Source organism: Streptomyces ureilyticus (assembly GCF_011045025.1).
GTDB lineage: Bacteria > Actinomycetota > Actinomycetes > Streptomycetales > Streptomycetaceae > Streptomyces > Streptomyces ureilyticus.
This window is the reverse complement of sequence record NZ_JAAKZX010000183.1, coordinates 1-19,423: the sequence shown is the minus strand read 5'-3', so window position 1 is coordinate 19,423 and position 19,423 is coordinate 1. Positions and strand designations below refer to the sequence as shown.

Below are 19,423 nucleotides of genomic sequence, written 5' to 3'. Positions count from 1 at the left end.
GGGTTGGGCGGGATCGGAGTGCCGCCTGGAGGGCCGTTCTGATCGTCCCGTAATGTGGCGGTTTACGTCAGTCAGACGCGGCTCTTGGGGAAGGGACTCTGAGGACTTGATGGAACGCAGCACCGTTGTCCGTTGTGCCGAAGGGCATGTGTTCAGCACCGCCCAGCTTCCGATGCAGCAGGCCGACCGACTCGGCCCCAGCCGGTTGATCCGCTGTCCGCGCTGCGCCCGGCTTCGGAACGTCGTACCCGTGCCCGTATCCGTGTCCATGGAGAAGCGGTAACGGCCGGACCACGGCGTCGGCTTCAGCTCGTAGGGGCCCGTCACAGTCCTCGGATCCTCGGTGGATTGTGGCGGGCCCCTACGCCGTGCGTATCCTCAGGTCGTGCTTCTCTCTGACAAGGACATCCGGGCCGAGATCGACTCCGGGCGGGTCCGGATCGATCCGTACGACGATTCCATGGTGCAGCCGTCGAGTGTCGACGTGCGGCTCGACCGGTACTTCCGGGTGTTCGAGAATCACCGTTACCCGCATATCGACCCCTCCATCGAGCAGGCCGATCTGACGCGGCTCGTCGAGCCGGACGGGGACGAGCCGTTCATCCTGCATCCCGGGGAGTTCGTGCTGGCGAGTACGTATGAGGTGATCTCGCTGCCCGATGATCTTGCGTCGAGGCTCGAGGGGAAGAGTTCGCTGGGGCGGCTCGGGCTGGTCACGCATTCCACTGCCGGGTTTATCGACCCGGGCTTTTCCGGGCACGTCACCCTTGAGCTGTCCAATCTCGCCACGCTGCCGATCAAGCTGTGGCCGGGGATGAAGATCGGGCAGTTGTGTATGTTCCGGCTCAGTTCGCCTGCCGAATTCCCTTACGGGTCCGAGCGGTACGGGTCCCGTTATCAGGGTCAGCGTGGGCCCACCGCCTCGCGGTCCTTCCTCAACTTCCACCGGACCCAGGTGTGATCCAGGACCGGACCCCCACGTCTGAACAGGGCTACTCAGCGATCTCCGTGCGCTCCCACCACTCGTAGACCGGCAGCTCCCCCTTCGCCGTGTCCTGGCGGCGTGACGTCGGGCGGAAGTGTTCGTAGCCGCCGCGGTGCGGGATCTTCAGGTCCTCGCCCGCCGGGGCCGTAGCGGGGACGATCCTCTCGGGCAGGTCGTCGGGGCCGCCCTCGAGCGCTGCCAGGGCCGCCGTGTCCGACGCGGTGCCCTTGTTGCCTGTCTTCGTGGCCATGTTTCCAGAGCTCCTGTACGTGAACGTACGTGAACGTCTTCAGTCGCCCGGCGGCAGGCAGATCACCGGGATCCGCTGGACGAGGTTGTTGCCGAAGCCACCGCGGTTCCAGGGCTGGTCGAGGGGTTGGGTGTGGTCGGCGGCGTCGGTGGCGCGGGCGGACAGTACGTGGGTGCCGGGGGTGGCCTCCCATGTCGTACGCCAGCTCCGCCACGCCCATGAGCTCTCCTTGAGCCCCTCGTCGAGGGCGGCCTCGGTCCACGTATCGCCGTCGTCCGTGCTCACCTCGACCCTCGTCACCGGGGCGTGGCCCGACCAGGCGCGGCCCTCCAACCGCACAGGGCCGGGGCGTACGACGCGGGTGCGGGACATGAAGTCGGGGAAGCCCGGCGGGATCATCAGGGCCCGCGGGGCGATGCGGGTGACCGGCTCGCCGGGGTCGTCCGGGTTGTCGGCCGAGCGGCGGTAGCGGTACGCCACCGCCTGCTGGAATCCCGTGAAGGGTGTGCTGGTCAGGGCGATGTCGCGGAGCCATTTCACATGGGCCATGCCGTACCAGCCGGGCACCACGAGGCGTACGGGGTGGCCGTGCTGCGGGGGCAGTGGGGCGCCGTTCATCTCGTACGCCACCAGGACCTCGGGGTCGTCGGCGGTGGCGTCGGAGAGGGGGAGGCTGCGCTGGTAGTCCTGCTCTACGCCGCGTTCCACGCCGTGGTCGGCGCCGGTGAACACGGCCTCTACGGCGTCCCGTTCGACGCCGGCCTCGGCGAGCAGCGTACGCAGCGGGACCCCCGTCCAGTCAGCCGTGCCCACCGCCTCGACCAGCCAGGGCTGGCTCACGGGCCGCGGGGTCAGCCGGGCCCGGCCGTTGCCCGCGCACTCCATCGTCACCCGGTGAGTGACGGCCGGGAACGAGCGCAGGGTCGCCAGGTCCAGGGACAGCGGGTTGCGTACGCGGCCCCGCACGGTGAGCGTCCAGTCGTCGACCCCGCCCGCGCCGACAGTGGGGATGTCGTAGTGGACCAGTACGTAGTGCAGTCCGGGCGGGGTGACCTCGTACCGCAGCGCCTCCAGCGGCAACCCGTGGTTGCGGGCCGCGAGCGCGAGTTCCTCCGTGCTGATCCCCTCGGCGGGCTCGGCCACGCGCGACGGTGCGCTGACCGCCCGTAGCGCGCTGATGTGCACGTCGGCGGCGTGCGCGTCACCGGCATGCTCGACCCCCGCGTGGGCGGCACCGAGGGGCCCGTCGTGCGGCACGATGCGCTCAGCCTGCTCAGCCTGCTCTGCCGGCTCGGCCTGTACGTCGCGTCGGTCTTGTACGTCGCGATGGTCCTGTACGTCGCGTGCGTCGCGTCCGTCCATGGGTCCATCGTGCGCTTACGAGCCGTACGACGCGAGACCAACGGGACCGAGAAATGCCGCGGCGCAGCACACGTGATGTGTGCTGCGCCCGTTGAACTCCCTGCGCTCAGAACGTCCCGAGCTTGATGATCGACAGCAGGGCTATCAGCTGGATCGCCGAGGCGCCCAGGGCCTTCGGCCACGGAAGGTCATGGGACTTCTTGACCATCAGCGTGAACAAGGCGGCGGCTCCCAGCCAGGTCGCCCAGCCCAGGATCTGCACGAACGGCGCGTCGCCGCCCATGAAGAGGGCCACGACGAGGCGGGGGGCGTCCGTGAGCGACATGATCAGCATGGAGAGGCCGACCGTGGGCTGCCAGGCGCCGTCGCCGCCGAGCTGGCGCGCGAGGGTGTGGGTGACCACGCCCAGGATGAAGGCGCTGAGCACGATCGCGACCGCCGTCGTCAGGACGATGGGGACCGCGTTGGAGAGCGTCGCGTTGATCGCTTCGTCGCGCGCGCCGTCGAAGCCGAAGACCGCCAGCAGTCCGTACAGGAACGTCACGATCAGGGCCGGGCCCCACATCGTGTAGTCGCGCATCTGCAGGAACGTCTGGTTCGGGCGCATGATGACGCCGCTCAGCAGTTCCTTCCAGTGCAGCCGCGGGCCCACCGGGGGCGCCGCCTGGCCGGCGCGGTAGGTGCCGCCCTGGCTGTACGGGTCCTCGCCGACCCCGAACGCCTGGGTGTGGCCCGGGTTGTTCGCCGCGTACGGGTCCGGGCCCTGGGCGTGGTGATCGTGGTCACCGAAGTACTCCGGCTCGCCGTGGCCGTTCGCCTGGGGCCACTGATGCCCGCCGCCGTTGCCGTACTGCTGCGCCTGCGGCGGGTACGGCTGCTGCGCAGGGGGATAGCCGTACGACGGGCGGCCCGGGGGCGCCTGCTGTCCGTACGGTTGCTGCCGCGCTTGCTGTCGCGGGCTTGCTTGGGTGCGGTTGTCCCGGCCGCGTCCGATCCTGAATCCAGCCACGATTCGAACGTACCTGGTCCCACCGAGCCGTGCGCCGGGCCCGGGAGAACGGACCCGGCTTTGACGCTGAGCTGTGACATCCCCTAAGGGGTTGTCCAGCCGATTTTCCGTGGCTGCTCAGGGTCGGCTCGGGGTTTTGCGGTACGTGACTGCCGTTGCCGTCGCTTTGCTGCGGGACCTGCGGGACCTGCGGGACCTGCGGGATCTGCGGGACCCAGGTGGACCTGCGGGCCCCACGGAACCCGGCGACGTCACGACCAGAAGGCATTGCTCCTCTCGATGTCCTCTATGCATTCGTCGATGTCGGTGATCTTGTCCCCGACGATCCGGAAGACGAGGCCCCCGTTCTCGTCGAGCTGCTTGCCGCCCCGCTCGGCCGTGAAGCGGTGCAGGGTGACCGCGTGGCCCCGGCCGTCGACGAGGACATGGCGCAGTTCGACGCGCATGGTGCCGTTCGTCTCCTCGTTGAGCCGGCGGTACATGTCGATGATCGCGTCCTGGCCCTTGAAGTCGCCTGCCAGGGGGTGGTCGCCCGGCACGTGGTGCGCGGCGTCGCCCGACATCAGCCCGCGCAGGGTGTCCATGTCACCGCGCCGGAAGGCCTCGTAGCCCTTGCGTGCCAGTGCTGCGTGCGGGTGCTCAGCCATGGTGTTCGCCACCTTCCGTGGCTCGGGTCGGTATGCGGCTTACGTAGGCAATTGTTCGCCTCTGCCGCCGGGTGAGCCACTGGGAGCGAATAGCCCCACGACTTTGTTTGGTGTGATGGAGGGGGCCTGCTTAACAACCTCCTGGCGGCTGGACTTGAGGCACCGGAGACGTCCGCATCCGGCAGTACGCCCGAGCCCGCACCACGGGGGAGCACATGAATGAACGAGCGAGAGAACCACGAGGGAAGGAGCTGCAGCGCATCGCCCTGCGCCGGTTGTTCGCCGGTACGGCACTGGCGGTCGCCGGTGCGGCCGCGATGGTTGCCGTGACGCTGCCGATGGAGGCCTCCGGGGACGGCGGGTTTCCGGCGCCCCTAGGAGCAGCTGCACCGCACGCCGCCACGACACCGGCGCCTTCGCCGAACGCCTTCCCGTCGACGACCGGCACCGGAAAGGTCGTACGGCCGGACTCCGCGACCGGAGTCCAGCCCGCGCCCTCCGCCCAGGAGTCCCGCGAGGCGCTGAAGGTACTGCTCGCGAGCCCGCTCGGGAACGCCGTACGCCAGGACTTCCAGGCCGCCACCGGGCGACCGCTCGCCGCGCCCGCGCAGCTGCGCGTACAGGGGCTGGTCTACGAACGGAGCGGCAGCGCAGGGCTCGCCGACTGCGACGGGGCGCACCGCTGCGTCCGGCTGCTCGCACGCGTCGTGGGCGGGCCGTGGATCGATACGTGGCAGTTCGTCATCGACCTCAGCGCTCGCAGGGCGCACCGGCTGCCGTGACCACCGGCACAGCTGGGCTGTCAGGGCTGGGTGCGGGTGAGGAGGAGGATCTGGTTGCGCGTCGGTCCGCCCGAGTCCGGGGCCCGATGGTCGAGCGTGGTCAGGTCCTGCCATGCCAGGTGCAGGGCGTGGATCGCTTCCTGGGCGGGATGGGCCGTGTGGTGCAGGCCTGCGATGGCGGCGAGAAGGGCTGTGCGGGCAGCGGACAGGGCCCGGCGGTCGGAAGGGATCCTTCGGTCGCGTATCCCGGTGACGAAATGCGCCGTGTCGTCCACCAGCACCCGGATGTGGCCGGGCAGGGATCCGCGTGCCCAAGCGGGGTCTACGTAAAGGAGATCGCGTGCCCGGTTGACGCTGGTGACCGGATCCTCTGATGTGCGCTCCAGCAGCAGGGAGTCGGGTACCGCGTGCGTCGAGAGTTCGTCGAGGATGGCGAGTAGAGCACTCTCCGTACGGAGGGTGGGCGCGGGTTCCCAGGTGGCGAACAGGATGCGGAAGGCGGTGAGCGCGAGCTTCAGCGCTTCGGCATGGGAGCTGTGGACGAGGTCGGTGGCCAGATCGAGAGCGAAGACGGGTTCGAACTCGATGCCGGAGCCGGAGTCGAGGCCGACGTCGAACCAGAGGGGGTTGGCGAACGCGCTGTCGAGGACATGGGCCAGCTCGGGGTCGAGGGCGCGGGAACGGGTGAGCGCCTGGTTGAGATCCAGACCGAGGGCCCGGCCACGGGCTTGGTCGAGTGCGTCGCCGGAATGCGGATCGAGGTCGCCGGAGAGACCGGGGTCAAGTCGACGCCAGCGTTCGAGAGCGCGGGCCAGGGCGTAGCCCAAGGGATTGATGAGGACTGCGGCGTAGGGGTCCTCGGCCTGGGTGCGGGTGTCCGTGTCGCGGAAGAGCCGATCGAAGCCCAGTTCGAGGTCGAGGGCGCGGGCCAGGTCGAGGGCGCGGGCGAGGTCAGGGTCGGGGTCGGGGGCGCGGCCGAGGGCGAAGACGTGGGCGTTGGGGCGGGCAAGGGCGCGAGCGAGGTCGAGGCCGAGGTCGCGGGTGGAGTCGAGGTCGAGGGCGCTGGCGAGGGCGAAGACGTGGACGAGGGCGTTTGGCGGGACTGAGCCGGGGGCCGCAGCGCTGCGCAGGGTTCGGCCAAGCTCGCGAGCCGTGTCGAGGGCACGAGCAAGGGCGAAGGAGACGGCGAGGGTGGCAGGGAGTTCCAGCGGAGCGAAGTCGGGGGAGCCGCGTAGTTCGGGGGCGTGGGACAGGGCGGTGGCGAGCACGCTGGTCCAGTCCCTTGCCCGGTCGCGCTGTGGGGCCGGGAGGCTCAGAAGCCGCAGGTAGAGGGTGAGCTGCTCCAGGTCCTCGGTGGCGGTGGCGGGACGCCAGCCGCCACCGTCGAAGGAGTACGGCCAGGGGACTCCCGGCGGCTGATGGAGGACGGTGCTGGTGCCGTCGTGGGCCCAGACGGTGTGTCGGGTCAGGTCGGCGGCCATGGCGGCGGCGGGGTCGCGGAGCTCCTCCGGTGTGGGCAGCCGGTAGACGGCGGTTCCGGTGATGGTGTTCAGCCAGTCGACGAAGCGTTCGGCGTCTCCGATCTGCATGCCCACGGCAACCCGTTCAACGGACCCGATCCTTGATGTGACGTCAGGGGCGGGGTGGTGGCGGCCGGCTGTTCGCTCCTCGCGCACGAACAGCTCGTACAGGGTGCGAGGGACGGGACGCGCGCAGAGCGCCGTGGTGTCGTCGAGTTGGATCGTCTCGCGCAGGGTGCGGGTGGCGTGGATCCCGTTCAGGAGGCGTTGGCGGGCCGAGTGGTCGACGGTCTGGCCCGGTGCGGGAGGAGTCAGCAAAGCCTCCACGCGGTCACGGGTCTCCGGGTCGACCGTCCTCGCCTGGTCGGCACAGTCGAAGGCAAGGGCCAGGGCAGGGACCGTGCCGTTGTCCAGGCAGGCCGTGATGACGGGCGTGGCGTCGTTGGCGGCGGACCAGAGCAGGATGGTCTCGCGCCACCAGGGGTCGTCGACATTCCCGGTCAGTACGCCGATGTCCGCGCGCGGGGTGCCGAGTTGGGCGGCGGCCAGGTATTCCTGCAAGGTGAGGTGAGCGAAGCCGTACACACCGTGCTCGCGCTCGACCAGCAGACCGCTCTTGCGGGCCTCCTCGAGGAAGACGGCGGCATGCACGTCGCCGCGGACCTGCCGCAGCGGTCTGCGGATCGCCGCGGCCGCGTCGCGTACCGGCCAGTCCCGGACCTTGGCCTTCATCATGGCCAGCGCCAGGTGCTGCACGACGTGCTGCTTGTGGGGACCGGTCAGGCCGGTGGCGTCTCGCAGGCCACGGGCCTCGGAGCGGCGGTGCAGCAGCACATCGCACATCTCCGCGTACAACTCCGCGCGGCTGCCGGGGAGTTGGCCTCGATAGCGGTGGACGTTGGCCGTCATCGTCAGCAGCAGCGGGTTGGCCGCCAGGTCGTACAGCGCCGGTCGTTTCCGCAGCCGGTCCAGCAGGTCGTCGGCGCTTCTGTCCGCCGCCGCCCGTACCTCGCGTCCAGTCCCGGCCCGGGCCCGGCTCTCCGTCGCGTACGACCACTGGCGCAGGAACCGTTCGATCTGTTCCCCGGTGAACCTGCGCACCTGGAGGACTTCCGCCCTCGGCAGCGGATTCGACTCATAGCCGTGCGGGCGTGAGGTCACCACGTAGATGTTGCGCGGGTGACGCTGGATCTGGCGGCCGACCCAGGCCACCACCTGGCCGCGCGCCGCGGGGTCGGCGACCTCGTCCAGACCGTCCAGCAGCACGACACACCGACCCCGATCGAGTCTGCGGTCCAGCCAGCGCGCCGAGACCTTTCCCTCCAGCCATCCCGCCGAGACCGCCACCGCCCCGAGTGTCGGCGCCTCCTCGGCCAGCAGTTCCGTGGCGTGGTCACGCAGGTACAGCAGTACCGGCAGCCGCCGCCTCCCCGGCCGCCAACGGTGTTCGCACAGCTCCAGGGCGGTGTTGCGGGCCATTGTTGTCTTGCCCGAGCCCGGTCCGCCGATCACGGCCAGGACCTTGGACGCCTCGTTCCGGTCGGCGTCCCGCAGCACCGACGCCAGGCTCCGGCGCGCTCCCCCTCCGGGTACCGAGCCGAGATACGGCTCCCTGGTGGCGGCGTGCAGCACCTGCGGGACGACGCTGACATCCACGTACACCTGGCGCATCCGGAACACGAACTCGCCCTGCGTGGCGATACCGACGGTCTCCATGTCCCGTACGCTCGCGCGTAGTTGGCGCAGGTACACCCTGCGTCGGCCGTGTGCGGTGGCTGCACCCGGATTGGTTCCGGTCGGAGGGGTTGCGGCCCACACCTCCGAGTACACGAGGCTCAGGACCGCCACCCCGAACGACGCGTACAGCCAATGCCAGCTGAACTTGCCGTCGGACAGCACCTGGTTCGTCGCCACACCGCCGGTGACCAGCAGTCCAGCGCCGCCCAGGTACCGGAGCACACGGCGTACCCCCGTCATCCCCACCCCCACTCGTCCCGCACGTCCTCAGTCGGGCCTGCTCTTCGTACCCAGTTCACACCAGACGTACTTGCCGCCGCTGCCGTTGACTTTGAACCAGCCCCAGTCGTCGGCGTACGCGTCGACGATGCGCAGGCCGTGACCCGACGTGCTCGGGTTGGGCGTGGTCGCCGGAGGCGTCGGATCCGTGTCCCAGGCGCCGAGGCGGAACGAGGGGCCCGACTGTCTGATCTTGAGGGCGGCGGGCCCTTCGGTGTGCCGGATGGCGTTGGCGAGGAGTTCGGAGGCGAGGAGCTCCGCGGGTTCGATGAGGGTGGAGAGGTGGTGGGCGGTGAGGATGTCGCGGAGGGTGCGGCGGCTGATGGGGACGGCGCGGGGGTCGTTGGGGATGTAGAGGGTGTACTCCCAGCGGGGTGCAGGCATACGGGTCTCCCAGGGCGGGTGGAGGTGCAGAGGGTGAGGGTGAGGCGCGGCGGCGTCGGGCGGTGTCTTTGTCGCGCCCGCCATGGCATGGCGGTGCGGTGCGCTTCCGGGATCCCGGCGATTCCGCAGCGTGTGCGGCGCATCACTGACGGTAGGGGTGAGTACTCACCCCGGTCAAGCTGAAACTGGGATACTGGTGCTCCCAACTGCCGGGAGGAAAGGGCCACATGCCAGCGAGGAGCATCGTCACCGCACGTCAGGCGCGGCTGGGTGCCGAACTGCGCAAGCTTCGAGAGCGGGCGGGCCCATCGATCCGAGAGGCGTCCGAGGCCACGGGGATCGCGCAAACCAAGATCTCCATGTTGGAGGCAGGGCGGGTGGGTGTGAGCGCGGAGCGCGTTCGGCACCTCGCCAGTCAGTACGCGTGTGACGACTCCGCCCTCGTGGAAGCGCTGGTGGCCATGGCGACCGAGCGAGGGCGCGGCTGGTGGGAGGAGTACCGGGAGACGGTGCCGGCCGGGTACATGAACGTGGCCGAACTGGAGCACTACGCGGCCGAGTTGAGCACGTTCCAGACCGTGCACATCCCGGGGCTGTTGCAGACGGAGGAGCAGATGCGCGGCATCTTCGCCTCGTCGGTGCCGTTGCTCTCCGAGGAGCAGCGCGAAGCGCGGGTGCGCTTTCGGCTGCGGCGCCAGGAGAACCTGGGCAAGATCCCCTACGAAGCCGTGATTCACGAGGCGGCCCTGCGGATCCGGGCTGCCGACAGCAAGGTCGCCCGGGACCAGTTGCTGCACATCCTGGAGCACTCGGAGCTGCCTCAAGTGACCGTGCGCGTCGTGCCGTTCGACGTGGACGGCTTTGCCGGGATCAGCGCTCCCCTGGTGTACGCGAGTGGTCCTGTCCCGCAGTTGGACACTGTCCTGGTGGACACCAACCACGGCGGGGCCTACCTGGACGCGGAAGCCCAGCTCAGCCGCTACCGAGCGACCGTACGCACGATCGAGGAGGTGGCCCTGGGCGTCGTAGAGTCGAGGGACTTCATCCACCACCTCGTACAGCACATGTGAGGCCTCGACATGGCACAGGACGCCTGGCAGAAGTCATCCTTCTCCGGCGGGGGTGACTCCGACGACTGTGTCGAACTCGCCGCCCGTCAGGGCCTCCTGCTCCTCCGCGAAAGCGACGAGCCCGGCACGGTACTGACCGCCACCGCCACCGGACTCGCCGCCCTCATACGCCACCTGCACGACGACCACGCCTCGCTGGCCCATTCCTAGCCGTACGGGCGTAAATCAGATCGAGATCGTCGCGCCTGCCAAGGCCGGACCCGAACCGGCCGTACCGATCCGCCGGAACTCGCTCGGGCTGACGCCTCGGATCCGTTTGAACGCCGCGCTGAATGCGAACGCGTCGGTGTAGCCCACGGTGCGGGCGATCTCGGCGACGGTCGCCGACTCGTGCTCGGCCAGCAGGTCCGCCGCGAGCGTCATGCGCCAGCGGGTGAGGTAGGTCAGCGGCGGTTCGCCGACCAGGTCGGCGAACCGCTTCGCCAGGGTGGAACGCGACACCCCGGTCCGGTCGGCCAGCGCGGCGACCGTCCAGGGTGCCGCCGGTTCGGCGTGCAGCAGGCGCAGCGCGTCGCCGACCACCGGGTCCCGCTGGGCGGCCCACCAGGCCGGGGGCTCGCCGCCGGGCCGGTCGAAGTACTCGCGCACCGCGCAGACCAGCAGCCAGTCCAACAGCCGGTCCAGGACCACCTGCTGGCCCGGGGTGTCGGCGGCGACCTCGGCGGCGAGGTGGTCGAGTACGGCGTCGGCCCCGCCGCCGGAAGCCACGCGCAGCACGACGGGCAGCGCGTCCAGCAGCCTGCGGCTGATCTCGCCGCGCACCGGGTAGGCGCCGACGATCAGCGTCGTCGCGCCGTCACTGTAGTCGCAGCTGGTGTCGTTCCAGCCGAGCCGGTGCCGGGTCCCGCCCTGCTCGGGCGTCGCGCAGAACTCGCCGCACGCGACCGGTTCGGCCCGCGTGCCGACCTCGTCGACGAAGGTGAACGGTGCGGGACCCCGCACGATGACCGTCTCGCCGGCGCGGAGCTGTTCGGGCGGGCGGTGCTCCGGCACGATCCAGCCCGCCCCGCCGAGAACGGTGCACAACGTCAACGGCGGGCCGTCCACGAAGTGCAGCGCCCAGGGCGGGGACAGGGTCGAACTGCCGAACAACGAGCCCTGGGCCCGCATCCCGCGGAAGAGGTCACCGAACGCGTCCACCCCGCCGAGGTTAGACGCCGAGTTGGACGATGACAAAGGCGATCTGGCTTTTCACCCATGGATTCGTCCGAGTGGCTGCCGTTGAATCGCTGCCATGAGCAACGCTGCCATGAGCAACGACACCACCCTCGTCCTCGGCGCCACAGGCAAGACCGGCCGACGGGTCGCCGCCCGGTTGCGGCTGCGCGGCACGCAGGTGCGCGCCGCCTCCCGATCGAGCCGGACGCGCTTTGACTGGTCCGACCCCGACGGCTGGGATGCGGTCCTGCGGGGCATCACCGCCGCCTACGTGGTACCCCCGCCCGTGCCGGGCCCGGTGCACGAGTTCGTGGCGCGGGCCGAGGCCGCCGGGGTGCGGCGCCTTGTCCTGCTCTCCGGGCGCGGTGCCGACACCTGGGGCGACTCCACGTTCGGTCTTGACATGCGTTCGGCCGAGGACGCCGTACGCGGCTCGGCGCTGCAGTGGACCGTTCTGCGGCCGTCGAACTTCAACCAGAACTTCGACGAGGACCTCTTCCATGCCCCGCTGGTCGCCGGCGGGCTGGCGCTCCCGGCCGGTGCGGTCCCCGAGCCGTTCATCGACATCGAGGACGTCGCCGATGCCGCGGCCGCGGTGCTGGCCGAGCCCGGTCGGCACGCCGGGCGGATCTACGAGCTGACCGGGCCGCGCGCCCTGACCTTCGCCGAGGCCGTCGAGCTGATCTCCCGGGCGTCCGGGCTGCCCATCACCTACAAGCAGGTTTCCGCCGCCGAATACACCGCGGCGCTGGTCGAGGAGGGCTGGGGCGAGGCCGACGCCCACCACGTCGCCGAGATGTTCGTGCTGATGGAGCGCGGGGTGTTGGCCGAAGCGACGGACGGCATCGCCACCGTGCTGGGGCGCGCGCCCCGAACCTTCGAGGACTACGTCGTGCGGGCCGCGGCGGCGGGAGCCTGGCGGCCATGACCCTCCACTGTCACCGTCCCCTCACCATCTTCTGAAAGGGCCACGATGAGCACCGCCACCAGCCTGCTGACCGCCGAGGACCTCGAGTTCCTCGGACGCCCCCTGCACGGGTTCCTGTCCGTGGCCGGGGGAACACAGCCACCACAGCCCCGGCCAGTGTGGTTCGAGGCCACCGCGGAGGGGACGATCCAGTTGATCACGGAGCCGGACTCGCTGAAGGTGCGGCGCCTGCGCCGCGACCCCCGGGCCTCGATCGTTGTCGCGGCACCGGTCGATGAGCGCGAGCGCTGGGTGTCCGTCGCCGGCCGCGCCACGGTGGAGGCCGACGGAGCGCACGACCTGTGCTCCCGCCTCGCCGCCCGCTACTGGGACCTCGACGACCGGACCCGGGTCGACGACCTTGCCACGATGTTGGCCGCCGGCCTGTCCCGCGTCGTCATCCACCCGGAGACCGTGCGCCGCTACGCGTACTGACCGGCATGGCGCCTAGAGCACGCGTCTAGTTGGCCGCGTTCGCGCCGAACACCGGCTGAGCGTCCGTCGAGACGCCCACCGAGGACGCCGACAGGGAGCGGGAGCCGGTCGTCGTGATCTTCGTGCCGTTGGAGGGCAGGTAGACCAGCGAGCCGTTGCCGGTGTTCTCGCCGTACGCGCCGACCGTCAGGTCCGCCTTGCCGTCGGCGGTGACGTCGGTGAGCTTCACCTCGCCGCCGAACCAGTCGTCCTTCTCGTCCGAGCCGGGCACACCGGCTGTGGACTGGGCGAAGTACTGGTACCCGGAGCCGGTGTTCAGGCCGGACGCCGAGCCGTAGAGAACGGTCACCGCGCCGGTGTTCACCACGCCGTTCAGGTTCTCGCCGGGCGCGCCGGCCGCCAGGTCCGCGTACCCGTCGCCGTTGATGTCGCCGAGCGACAGCTCGCTGCCGAACCAGTCGCCGCGCTCCGAGGAGCCGGGCACGTTGCCGCTGTTCTGCGTCACGGCGACGGCGGCGGCCGGGCCGTCGGCGGAGCCGTAGATGATGTGGACCTTGCCGCCGGTGGAGGACTCGGGCACGGACGGCTCGCTGCTGTCGTTGGCCGGGTCCCACTCCTGGCCGGTGACGATGTCGCCGAAGCCGTCGCCGTTGACGTCGGCGACACCGGTGATGATGCCGCGCTTCAGCTCCCGTGCCGACGAGGCGTCAAGGCCGGAGGCCGAGCCCGGCACGTAGAAGTTGGTGTTGTAGCCGATGTCGCTGTCGGTCTCGTAACCGTCGACGACCAGGTCGGTCCGCTTGTCGCCGTTGACGTCGCCCGCGGTGAGCACGAGCGGGCCCCCCTCGCCACCGGACGCGATGTCCGTCTTGAAGGTGTAACGGCCGCCGTACGTACCCGACTTGGTGATGCCGCCCTTGAAGACGTACACCGTGCTCGACGAGGAGCCGACCGCGAGGTCCTCCGTGCCGTCGCCGTCGAAGTCGCCCGCGGCGAGCGACCTGCCCCAGCGGTCGTGCGAGGAGACCGCCGGGTCCTTGATCGTCGTACCGCCGGACAGCCCGCCCGCCGAGCCCCACATGACGAGGACCGTGCCGCCGTCGGTGTCGCCGTCCACGTCCTCCTCGGACGCGGACACGGCGAGGTCGTCGTAGCCGTCGGAGTTGAAGTCGCCGTACGCGCTGACCCAGCCGAACCCGTCGCCGGTCTCGGCGGTGCCGGGCACGCCCGTGGTGCTCTGGCTGATGGTGGCGCGCTTCGTGGAGGTCACGCCGCTCGCCGAGCCGTACAGGGCGACGATCTGGCCGGCCTGCTTCTTGCCGCCGACGGTGGCCGAACCGGCCGAGTACGCGACGTCGCCGAAGCCGTCGCCGTTGAAGTCCGCCACGGGGTGGTGAACCGAGTCCCCGGCCGTCGCCGTCGCGGCCGAGAACGTGAGCAGACCGCCCGTCAACGCGGCCGCGGCGGCCGTCGCGAGGGCGATTCTCCGGTGCTTCTTGTGCATGCGGGATTCTCCTGCGGCATGCGGGGACGCCTGGCGGGCGTCCACAGTCAATGGGGTGCGCGTACCGCCCGTGTTCGCCGGGAGTTCTCCTCGGCTTTGCGGGCGGTTGGCGATCAGGAGACCCGTGGAGAGGGTGAAGGGTTGTACGTGACTTCAGAGAATTATGAGGCTGATGGGACAGCTCGGCTCAGCTCGAAGTCGGCGACGGCGAGAACGAGGGTCGTGCCCGACGCGGGCGGCCGCACGGTGACGATGTTCGCCCGTCTGTCATGACCTACTTAGTCTCGTCGATCAGTGAGACGGGTGTGGCGGATCACCAGGGATCCGCCACACCCTCACTGGCGCACGCAGGGGCTGGTCAGCGCCACTCGGGCGGGATGTTGGCGATCTGCTTCAGCAGGTCCCAGTCCTTCGGCCGGAGTGTCGGAGAACGCCACTGGGCGCCATTCCCGATCCAGTGACCGCGGTACTCACGGATCTCTGTCAGCTCCTCCCAGGTGGGCTCTCCCATGCCGCCGATACCGGACTTGGCTCCGCAGCACGGACAGATGGCACCGGTGGGGACGCCGTTCTCCCAGAAGCGCTCCTCGTCGTATCCGCAGACGCGACAGAAGTCCTCGACGTCCTCGGCTCCCGTGATGTTTTGCTCGTCTGTCATGAAGTTCCTCGCTGTACTGTCACGCCCCGGGGCAAAACGGCCGCGGCGCAGGAAGGGCCCCAGCAGACGGCATCGCTCTCTGCGGGCCAATCAGGGGCAGTTGGTGTCGGTGGCCGCCAACGAAACGCCGGACGGTGAGCCTCCAGCACGCGCCAGGTCTACATCTGGTCGATCAGTGAGACCGGGTGTGGCGGATCACCAGGGATCCGCCACACCCTCACCGGCCCAGGCAGGCGCCGGTCAGCGCCACTCGGGCGGGATGTTGGCGATCTGCTTCAGCAGGTCCCAGTCCTTGGGTTTGTCGAGCGGAGAATCCCAATTCGCTCCGTGTCCGACCCACTCCCCGCGGTAGTCGCGAATCCCCCTGAGGCTCAGGTCCTTGATGTCGGATTCATTGCCGCAGCACGGACAGATGGCGTTCGTCGGCCAGCCGTGCTCCCAGAAGAGCTCCTCGTCGTATCCGCAGACACGACAGACACTCTCCTCCTCGGGGCCGGGCGGCGGCGGGAATTCCTGTTCCGTCGACATCGTCATCTCTCACTTCGTAGTGTTCCCGATTCCTGCGCCTAACGTTCACGCTGCCCCTGGGCCCGCAGGTAGTCCTCGAGGGTGGGCCAGATGTCCGTTCTGAATCCGCGCGGATTACTCGGGCTCCTCGGTGCGGGCCTGTTCATGGTCTTGGGCAGTCCGTCGGCATCGTAAGAAGCGAGCGTGTTGGTGTTCTTGTCGTAAACGACGTACCCGCTAGGGTTGCCGTTTCTGTCCGGCGCGCGGTCCCAGACCCGGAAGCCCGCTGGAGGTGTCGGCGAGTCGGCCACCGAGCGGTATCTGTGGGCGAGCTCGATGTACTGCTTGGCCGAGCTCAACTCCGGGAACTCCGCCTTGTGGTCGGACCAGTGCTTCGCCGCGTTCCGCGCGTGCGGGCGCCTCCTGTTCGCCGCCCAGATGTGCGGCACCTTTCCCTGGGCCTTCTGGGCCTTGGCGAACGCCTCGAAAGCACCGAGCCCGCTCTTGCCCCACTTGCCCGTGGTCGCTGCCCAGCCGATGAAGGGAACCGCTGCCGCGCAGGACAGGGCGGAGTTGACGGCGTCGCCCTCGGCGCCGTACCAGCCGCAGTTGAGAAGGTCCGCGACCTCGCCGAAGCCGGGGACCAGGCCGCCGGCGTCGAGGATGAGGTGGCCGGCGCCGCTGACGTAGTCCCACCAGTCGGCCTCGTCCTCGGCTGCCGCGGCGCCGAAGGCGTCCTCCATCGTCTGGAGTTCCGCCGTGGCCTTGCGCTCCTCCTCGTTCCTGCGCTGCTCCTCGGCTTCCTGCACGAGCTTCTCGGCCGTGGCGATCCAGGCCTGGATGGCCGCCTTGTTCGCCGCCGCGGAGTCCTTGCCCGCTGCTACGGCCGAGGCGCGGGCGGCGTTGGCCGCCTGCCATGCCTCTCCGGCGGATCCGGCCGCGGCTGAGGCCGAGGACTCCGCACGCGCAGCCGAGTTGCTCGCATCGCGCGCGGCGCGGTGGGCGTCCGCTTCCGCCTGGCGTGCGGTCTTCGCGGACGCCGCCGCCTTCGACGCGGATGCCTCCGCGTCCTTGGCGGACTTGCGGGCCTCCTCCGCGTGCGTTCTGGCCTTATCGGCCGACTCGTTCGCCGCCTTCGCCCAGCCGGCGGCCTCGATGGCCTCCTTGCGCGCCTCGGCCGCCGCCTTGAGAGCCTCGGCCGCGTTCTTCTGAGCGGTCGCGGAGGCGCCGGCGGCGGAGGAGATCAGCCGCTGCACGCGGGCAACATGGGTCGTGCTCAGCAGGTCCTGGCGCAGTGCCTTGTACTGCCCGACCTCGATGAAGGCGTGCAGCAGCTGCGGCGGGCCCTCCAGGGCGACACGTGCGGCAGCCTCGACCTCAGGGCCGCCGCTTTCCTGCAGTTGCACCGCGCGGACGCGCTCGTCCTGGGTGCGGGCCGTGTAGTAGCCGGTGCTGATGAACTCCCGCAGCTTCTCGGTCGAATCGGCGTCGAGGGCGGCTTGCCCGGCCTGCATGACGCCGGGGCCTGCGCCTTCCATGAGCTGAACGACCTTGACGCGGTAGTCATTGGCGCCCGCGACATGCTGGCCCGTGCTCAGGAACGCGCTGATATCGGCGGAAGTGCCGTCGAGCGCGGCTTCCGCGGCCTGGCGCACACCGGCCGACTCGGCGTCAGAAGCCAGGCGTGCGGCACGGGCGTACTCGTCCTGTTCGTTCGCCTCATTCCAGCCGGTACGGATGTACTCGATGACCTGGTCGTCCGAGCCGGCCAGGGCCACTTCGGCGGCGGCGGCGCTCCAGGGGCCGCGGGTCCTGGCCATGTGCAGCGCTACCTTGCGGGCCTTGGTGGCCGCCTCCGGGCGGTCGGAGTCCGGGTCGGTGACCTCCCGGGCGAGCCGCTCGGCCTCCTCGTCGAGCCGCTTCGCCTCCTCGGCGGCCTGCCGCGCGTCGGCCCTGCGCTGGTCGTCGCGGTCCTTGAGGGACTTGGCGCGCTCGATCGCGGAGTCGGTACGGGCGACGAGCTCGGCCGACTCGACCTCACGGGCCAGAGTGTGCGTGGTACGGGCCTTGGTGACCGCCTCCGCGGCGTCGTCCGCCGCGTTCTTGGCCGCCTTGGCGTGTTTGGTGGACTCGGCGGCCGCGTCAGCCGCCTCTCCGGCGTGCTCGGCCGCGTCGTCCGCGGCAGCGGCGGCCTTCTCCGCGTGGTCGGCGGCCTTCTTGGCCGCGTCCCGCGCCTCGAACGCGGCCGTGGCCGCCCTGCGGGCCAGCGTCTCGGCCCGGTTGGCCGCCTTGGTGGCGGCGGCGGCATGCCGACGTGCCTCGGCGGCGGCGGCCCTGGCCCGTGCGGCCTGGGCGGCGGACACATTGGAGTGCCCGCTCGCCTCGGACGCGGCGTTCGCGGCGGCGTCGGCGTTGGCGCCGGCACTCGCCGCGGCCTTGGCCGCGTTGCCCGCCTCGGTGGCGGCGGTGCCCGCGAACCCGGCGGCCTCCGCCGCCTTCTTGGCGCCCTTGGCGGCATCGCGGGCGTCCTCGGCAGCCTTACGCGCGGCGGACGCCTTGCTCGCGTCGGTGGCGGCGGCAGCGGCGGCACCCCTCGCCCGGGACGCGGCCTGGGCAGCCGCGGCGGCAGCGGAGGCCGCCTGCGAGGCGGCGTTGGCGGCCACCCGGGCCGAGGTGTTGGCGGCCTGGGCGGACTCGATGGCTTCCTGGGCGGCGCGGGCCGCTCCCTTGGCCGCGTCCGCCGCGCGTCCCGCCGCGTTGGATGCCTGCTTGGCGTCGTTCTTGGCCGCCTCGGTCTCCCGTGCGGCCTTCTGCGCGGCTTCCTTGGCGAGTGCGCCCGCGGCGACGGCCCGAGCGGAGGCTTCCTTGGCGGCCTCCGTCTCCTTGGCGGCCTGGCGCCCGGCTTCCTGGGCGAGCGTGGCGAGTTCGGCGACGGTGGCCTGTTCCTGGTCGCGGGCGCGGGCGGTGTACTGGCCGACTTCCAGGAACTCGCGTACGTCCTCGATGGTGCCGTTCATCGCGAGCCTGGCGGCCTCACGGGTGGCCGGCCCGCCGGTGCTCATGATCTGGACGGTCTGCACCCGGGTGTCGTTGTCGCGGGCTGTGTACTGGCCGTCGTCCAGGAACTTGCGACGGTCCTCCGGTGACCCGTTCAGGGCCTGCTCGCCGGCCTTCTTCACACCGGGGCCACCGGCGGAGATGATCTGCGTGATCTGGACCCGGAGGTCCTGCTCGAGCGGGGCCTTCCAGCCGTCCTTGAGGAAGGCGCGCAGGTCCTCGGGGGTGCCGGCCAACGCCTTCTGCGCGGCCTCGCGTACCCCGCGACCGCCCGCGGAGAAGATCTGGACCGTGGCCACCCGGTCGTCGGAGAGCTGAGCGATGTCCTTCTCGTGGTCCAGGAATTCCCGGACGTCGGCGTCGGATCCCATCAGGGCGACCTCGGCGGCAGCCTTGACGCCCGGGCCGCCCGTCTTCCACAGCTCTACAACCCGGCCGCGGTCGGTGGCGGGGAGGTGGTCGGTGACTGTGCCGTATTCGTCCCAGTCGATCACCTCGTCGGCGGTGGCCGGAGCGGCTCCGACGACTCCCGCGACGAGAGCGAGGAACAGGCTCAGGCACAGCGCACGCATCGCGGCGACCGCACCTTTTCTCCGTATGTACCGCCGGTTGTTGATTCCCCCCGGTCTCTCTCCGCTCGCGCGGAAAAATCCGAATCGGAAACGATTTCTTCGTCTCAAGGAACGAGCACCCCTCCGTGTGCCGACAACTCCCCTGTCCGTCTTGCGGCTTTGGCTTGGCTCTGAGTGGACATGGGCGGAAGCCGGCGCGGGGCAAGCCTGGATCAGGGTGTGTAGGCAGGTCTTTTTCGCGGACGCCTGAGGCGGCCGACTGAACGTGATCCCCCGACCGGAGAGCGATCATAAGTTCAACTCAGAAGCTTCACAAAGTAGTTGACGGTGCTTTACATCACCTTTACGAGCGGTGGCTGTTGGGATACCTTCCCGTCTCACGTAACGAACCAGGGGGTCGTACGGGGGGTGGGGAAGAGCTCTGGGCTCTCGTGCTGCCGTAACGACGCCCGGAGAAACGAGAGACCACTCGTGCAGCTT

Annotated in this window: 17 protein-coding genes; 6 read left to right on the top strand and 11 right to left on the bottom strand. The window is 70.2% G+C overall.

The window, feature by feature from the left end; all coding sequences use genetic code 11:
- The first annotated feature begins 385 nt into the window (after window positions 1-385).
- Window positions 386-961, top strand: coding sequence for a dCTP deaminase (dcd, locus tag G6048_RS37150; RefSeq protein ID WP_165343999.1), 576 nt, complete (start codon window positions 386-388; stop codon window positions 959-961).
- Window positions 962-992: 31 nt separating this feature from the next.
- On the opposite strand, the gene G6048_RS37145 is transcribed toward dcd, so the two are convergent.
- The 4 genes from G6048_RS37145 to G6048_RS37130 form a co-directional block, all read right to left on the bottom strand.
- Entirely contained in the window at window positions 993-1,235 is a 243-nt protein-coding gene (locus tag G6048_RS37145; protein ID WP_165343998.1) for a DUF5988 family protein, read from the bottom strand.
- A gap of 39 nt (window positions 1,236-1,274) precedes the next feature.
- On the bottom strand, window positions 1,275-2,597 hold the full coding sequence (locus G6048_RS37140; RefSeq protein ID WP_235990859.1) for a sulfite oxidase: 1,323 nt from the start codon (window positions 2,595-2,597) through the stop codon (window positions 1,275-1,277).
- A 106-nt stretch (window positions 2,598-2,703) separates the two neighbouring features.
- Window positions 2,704-3,606 (bottom strand): Yip1 family protein, encoded by a 903-nt coding sequence (locus tag G6048_RS37135; protein ID WP_165343997.1) that lies wholly within the window; start codon window positions 3,604-3,606, stop codon window positions 2,704-2,706.
- A 251-nt stretch (window positions 3,607-3,857) separates the two neighbouring features.
- Entirely contained in the window at window positions 3,858-4,253 is a 396-nt protein-coding gene (locus G6048_RS37130; protein ID WP_165343996.1) for a nuclear transport factor 2 family protein, read from the bottom strand.
- Window positions 4,254-4,468: 215 nt separating this feature from the next.
- Between G6048_RS37130 and G6048_RS37125 the strand changes: the two genes are divergently transcribed.
- The gene (locus G6048_RS37125; RefSeq protein WP_235990856.1) at window positions 4,469-5,035 is read left to right on the top strand and encodes a hypothetical protein; all 567 of its coding nucleotides are present in this window, start codon (window positions 4,469-4,471) and stop codon (window positions 5,033-5,035) included.
- Between the two features lie 20 nt (window positions 5,036-5,055).
- Here G6048_RS37125 and G6048_RS37120 read toward each other — a convergent pair whose 3' ends face one another.
- Together G6048_RS37120 and G6048_RS37115 are read right to left on the bottom strand one after the other, a co-directional pair.
- Entirely contained in the window at window positions 5,056-8,532 is a 3,477-nt protein-coding gene (locus tag G6048_RS37120; protein ID WP_165343995.1) for an NACHT domain-containing protein, read from the bottom strand.
- A gap of 27 nt (window positions 8,533-8,559) precedes the next feature.
- On the bottom strand, window positions 8,560-8,955 hold the full coding sequence (locus G6048_RS37115) for an ATP-binding protein (RefSeq protein WP_165343994.1): 396 nt from the start codon (window positions 8,953-8,955) through the stop codon (window positions 8,560-8,562).
- 227 nt (window positions 8,956-9,182) lie between these two features.
- On the opposite strand from G6048_RS37115, the gene G6048_RS37110 reads away from it, so the two are divergent.
- Window positions 9,183-10,025: a helix-turn-helix domain-containing protein gene (locus G6048_RS37110; protein ID WP_165343993.1), complete on the top strand. Its 843-nt coding sequence runs from the start codon at window positions 9,183-9,185 to the stop codon at window positions 10,023-10,025.
- A 9-nt stretch (window positions 10,026-10,034) separates the two neighbouring features.
- Window positions 10,035-10,235, top strand: coding sequence for a DUF397 domain-containing protein (locus G6048_RS37105; protein ID WP_165343992.1), 201 nt, complete (start codon window positions 10,035-10,037; stop codon window positions 10,233-10,235).
- A gap of 15 nt (window positions 10,236-10,250) precedes the next feature.
- Here the strand turns inward: G6048_RS37105 and G6048_RS37100 are convergent, their stop codons facing one another.
- Window positions 10,251-11,225, bottom strand: coding sequence for an AraC family transcriptional regulator (locus G6048_RS37100; RefSeq protein ID WP_165343991.1), 975 nt, complete (start codon window positions 11,223-11,225; stop codon window positions 10,251-10,253).
- Between the two features lie 94 nt (window positions 11,226-11,319).
- Between G6048_RS37100 and G6048_RS37095 the strand changes: the two genes are divergently transcribed.
- Both G6048_RS37095 and G6048_RS37090 read left to right on the top strand, forming a co-directional pair.
- Window positions 11,320-12,171, top strand: coding sequence for an NAD(P)H-binding protein (locus tag G6048_RS37095; protein WP_235990854.1), 852 nt, complete (start codon window positions 11,320-11,322; stop codon window positions 12,169-12,171).
- 45 nt (window positions 12,172-12,216) lie between these two features.
- Window positions 12,217-12,645 (top strand): pyridoxamine 5'-phosphate oxidase family protein, encoded by a 429-nt coding sequence (locus tag G6048_RS37090; protein WP_165343990.1) that lies wholly within the window; start codon window positions 12,217-12,219, stop codon window positions 12,643-12,645.
- Between the two features lie 25 nt (window positions 12,646-12,670).
- Here G6048_RS37090 and G6048_RS37085 read toward each other — a convergent pair whose 3' ends face one another.
- The 4 genes from G6048_RS37085 to G6048_RS37070 all read right to left on the bottom strand — a co-directional run bounded on the left by G6048_RS37085 (window position 12,671) and on the right by G6048_RS37070 (window position 18,943).
- Window positions 12,671-14,149, bottom strand: a complete 1,479-nt coding sequence (locus tag G6048_RS37085; protein ID WP_165343989.1) for an FG-GAP and VCBS repeat-containing protein — start codon at window positions 14,147-14,149, stop codon at window positions 12,671-12,673.
- 358 nt (window positions 14,150-14,507) lie between these two features.
- Entirely contained in the window at window positions 14,508-14,807 is a 300-nt protein-coding gene (locus tag G6048_RS37080; protein ID WP_165343988.1) for a hypothetical protein, read from the bottom strand.
- Window positions 14,808-15,047: 240 nt separating this feature from the next.
- Complete coding sequence (locus G6048_RS37075) at window positions 15,048-15,335, bottom strand: hypothetical protein (protein ID WP_165344001.1); 288 nt, start codon at window positions 15,333-15,335, stop codon at window positions 15,048-15,050.
- A gap of 38 nt (window positions 15,336-15,373) precedes the next feature.
- Window positions 15,374-18,943, bottom strand: a complete 3,570-nt coding sequence (locus G6048_RS37070) for a hypothetical protein (RefSeq protein WP_165343987.1) — start codon at window positions 18,941-18,943, stop codon at window positions 15,374-15,376.
- Window positions 18,944-19,423 lie beyond the last annotated feature (480 nt).

Excerpts from the sequence above, each read along its gene's own strand:
- G6048_RS37080 (WP_165343988.1), bottom strand. The coding sequence starts at position 14,807 with ATGACAGACGAGCAAAACATCACGGGAGCCGAGGACGTCGAGGACTTC.
- G6048_RS37110 (WP_165343993.1), top strand. The coding sequence starts at position 9,183 with ATGCCAGCGAGGAGCATCGTCACCGCACGTCAGGCGCGGCTGGGTGCC.
- G6048_RS37095 (WP_235990854.1), top strand. The coding sequence starts at position 11,320 with ATGAGCAACGCTGCCATGAGCAACGACACCACCCTCGTCCTCGGCGCC.
- G6048_RS37145 (WP_165343998.1), bottom strand. The coding sequence starts at position 1,235 with ATGGCCACGAAGACAGGCAACAAGGGCACCGCGTCGGACACGGCGGCC.
- G6048_RS37130 (WP_165343996.1), bottom strand. The coding sequence starts at position 4,253 with ATGGCTGAGCACCCGCACGCAGCACTGGCACGCAAGGGCTACGAGGCC.
- G6048_RS37085 (WP_165343989.1), bottom strand. The coding sequence starts at position 14,149 with ATGCACAAGAAGCACCGGAGAATCGCCCTCGCGACGGCCGCCGCGGCC.
- G6048_RS37105 (WP_165343992.1), top strand. The coding sequence starts at position 10,035 with ATGGCACAGGACGCCTGGCAGAAGTCATCCTTCTCCGGCGGGGGTGAC.
- G6048_RS37140 (WP_235990859.1), bottom strand. The coding sequence starts at position 2,597 with ATGGACGGACGCGACGCACGCGACGTACAGGACCATCGCGACGTACAA.
- G6048_RS37075 (WP_165344001.1), bottom strand. The coding sequence starts at position 15,335 with ATGTCGACGGAACAGGAATTCCCGCCGCCGCCCGGCCCCGAGGAGGAG.
- G6048_RS37090 (WP_165343990.1), top strand. The coding sequence starts at position 12,217 with ATGAGCACCGCCACCAGCCTGCTGACCGCCGAGGACCTCGAGTTCCTC.
- G6048_RS37115 (WP_165343994.1), bottom strand. The coding sequence starts at position 8,955 with ATGCCTGCACCCCGCTGGGAGTACACCCTCTACATCCCCAACGACCCC.
- G6048_RS37120 (WP_165343995.1), bottom strand. The coding sequence starts at position 8,532 with ATGACGGGGGTACGCCGTGTGCTCCGGTACCTGGGCGGCGCTGGACTG.
- G6048_RS37070 (WP_165343987.1), bottom strand. The coding sequence starts at position 18,943 with ATGCGTGCGCTGTGCCTGAGCCTGTTCCTCGCTCTCGTCGCGGGAGTC.
- G6048_RS37125 (WP_235990856.1), top strand. The coding sequence starts at position 4,469 with ATGAATGAACGAGCGAGAGAACCACGAGGGAAGGAGCTGCAGCGCATC.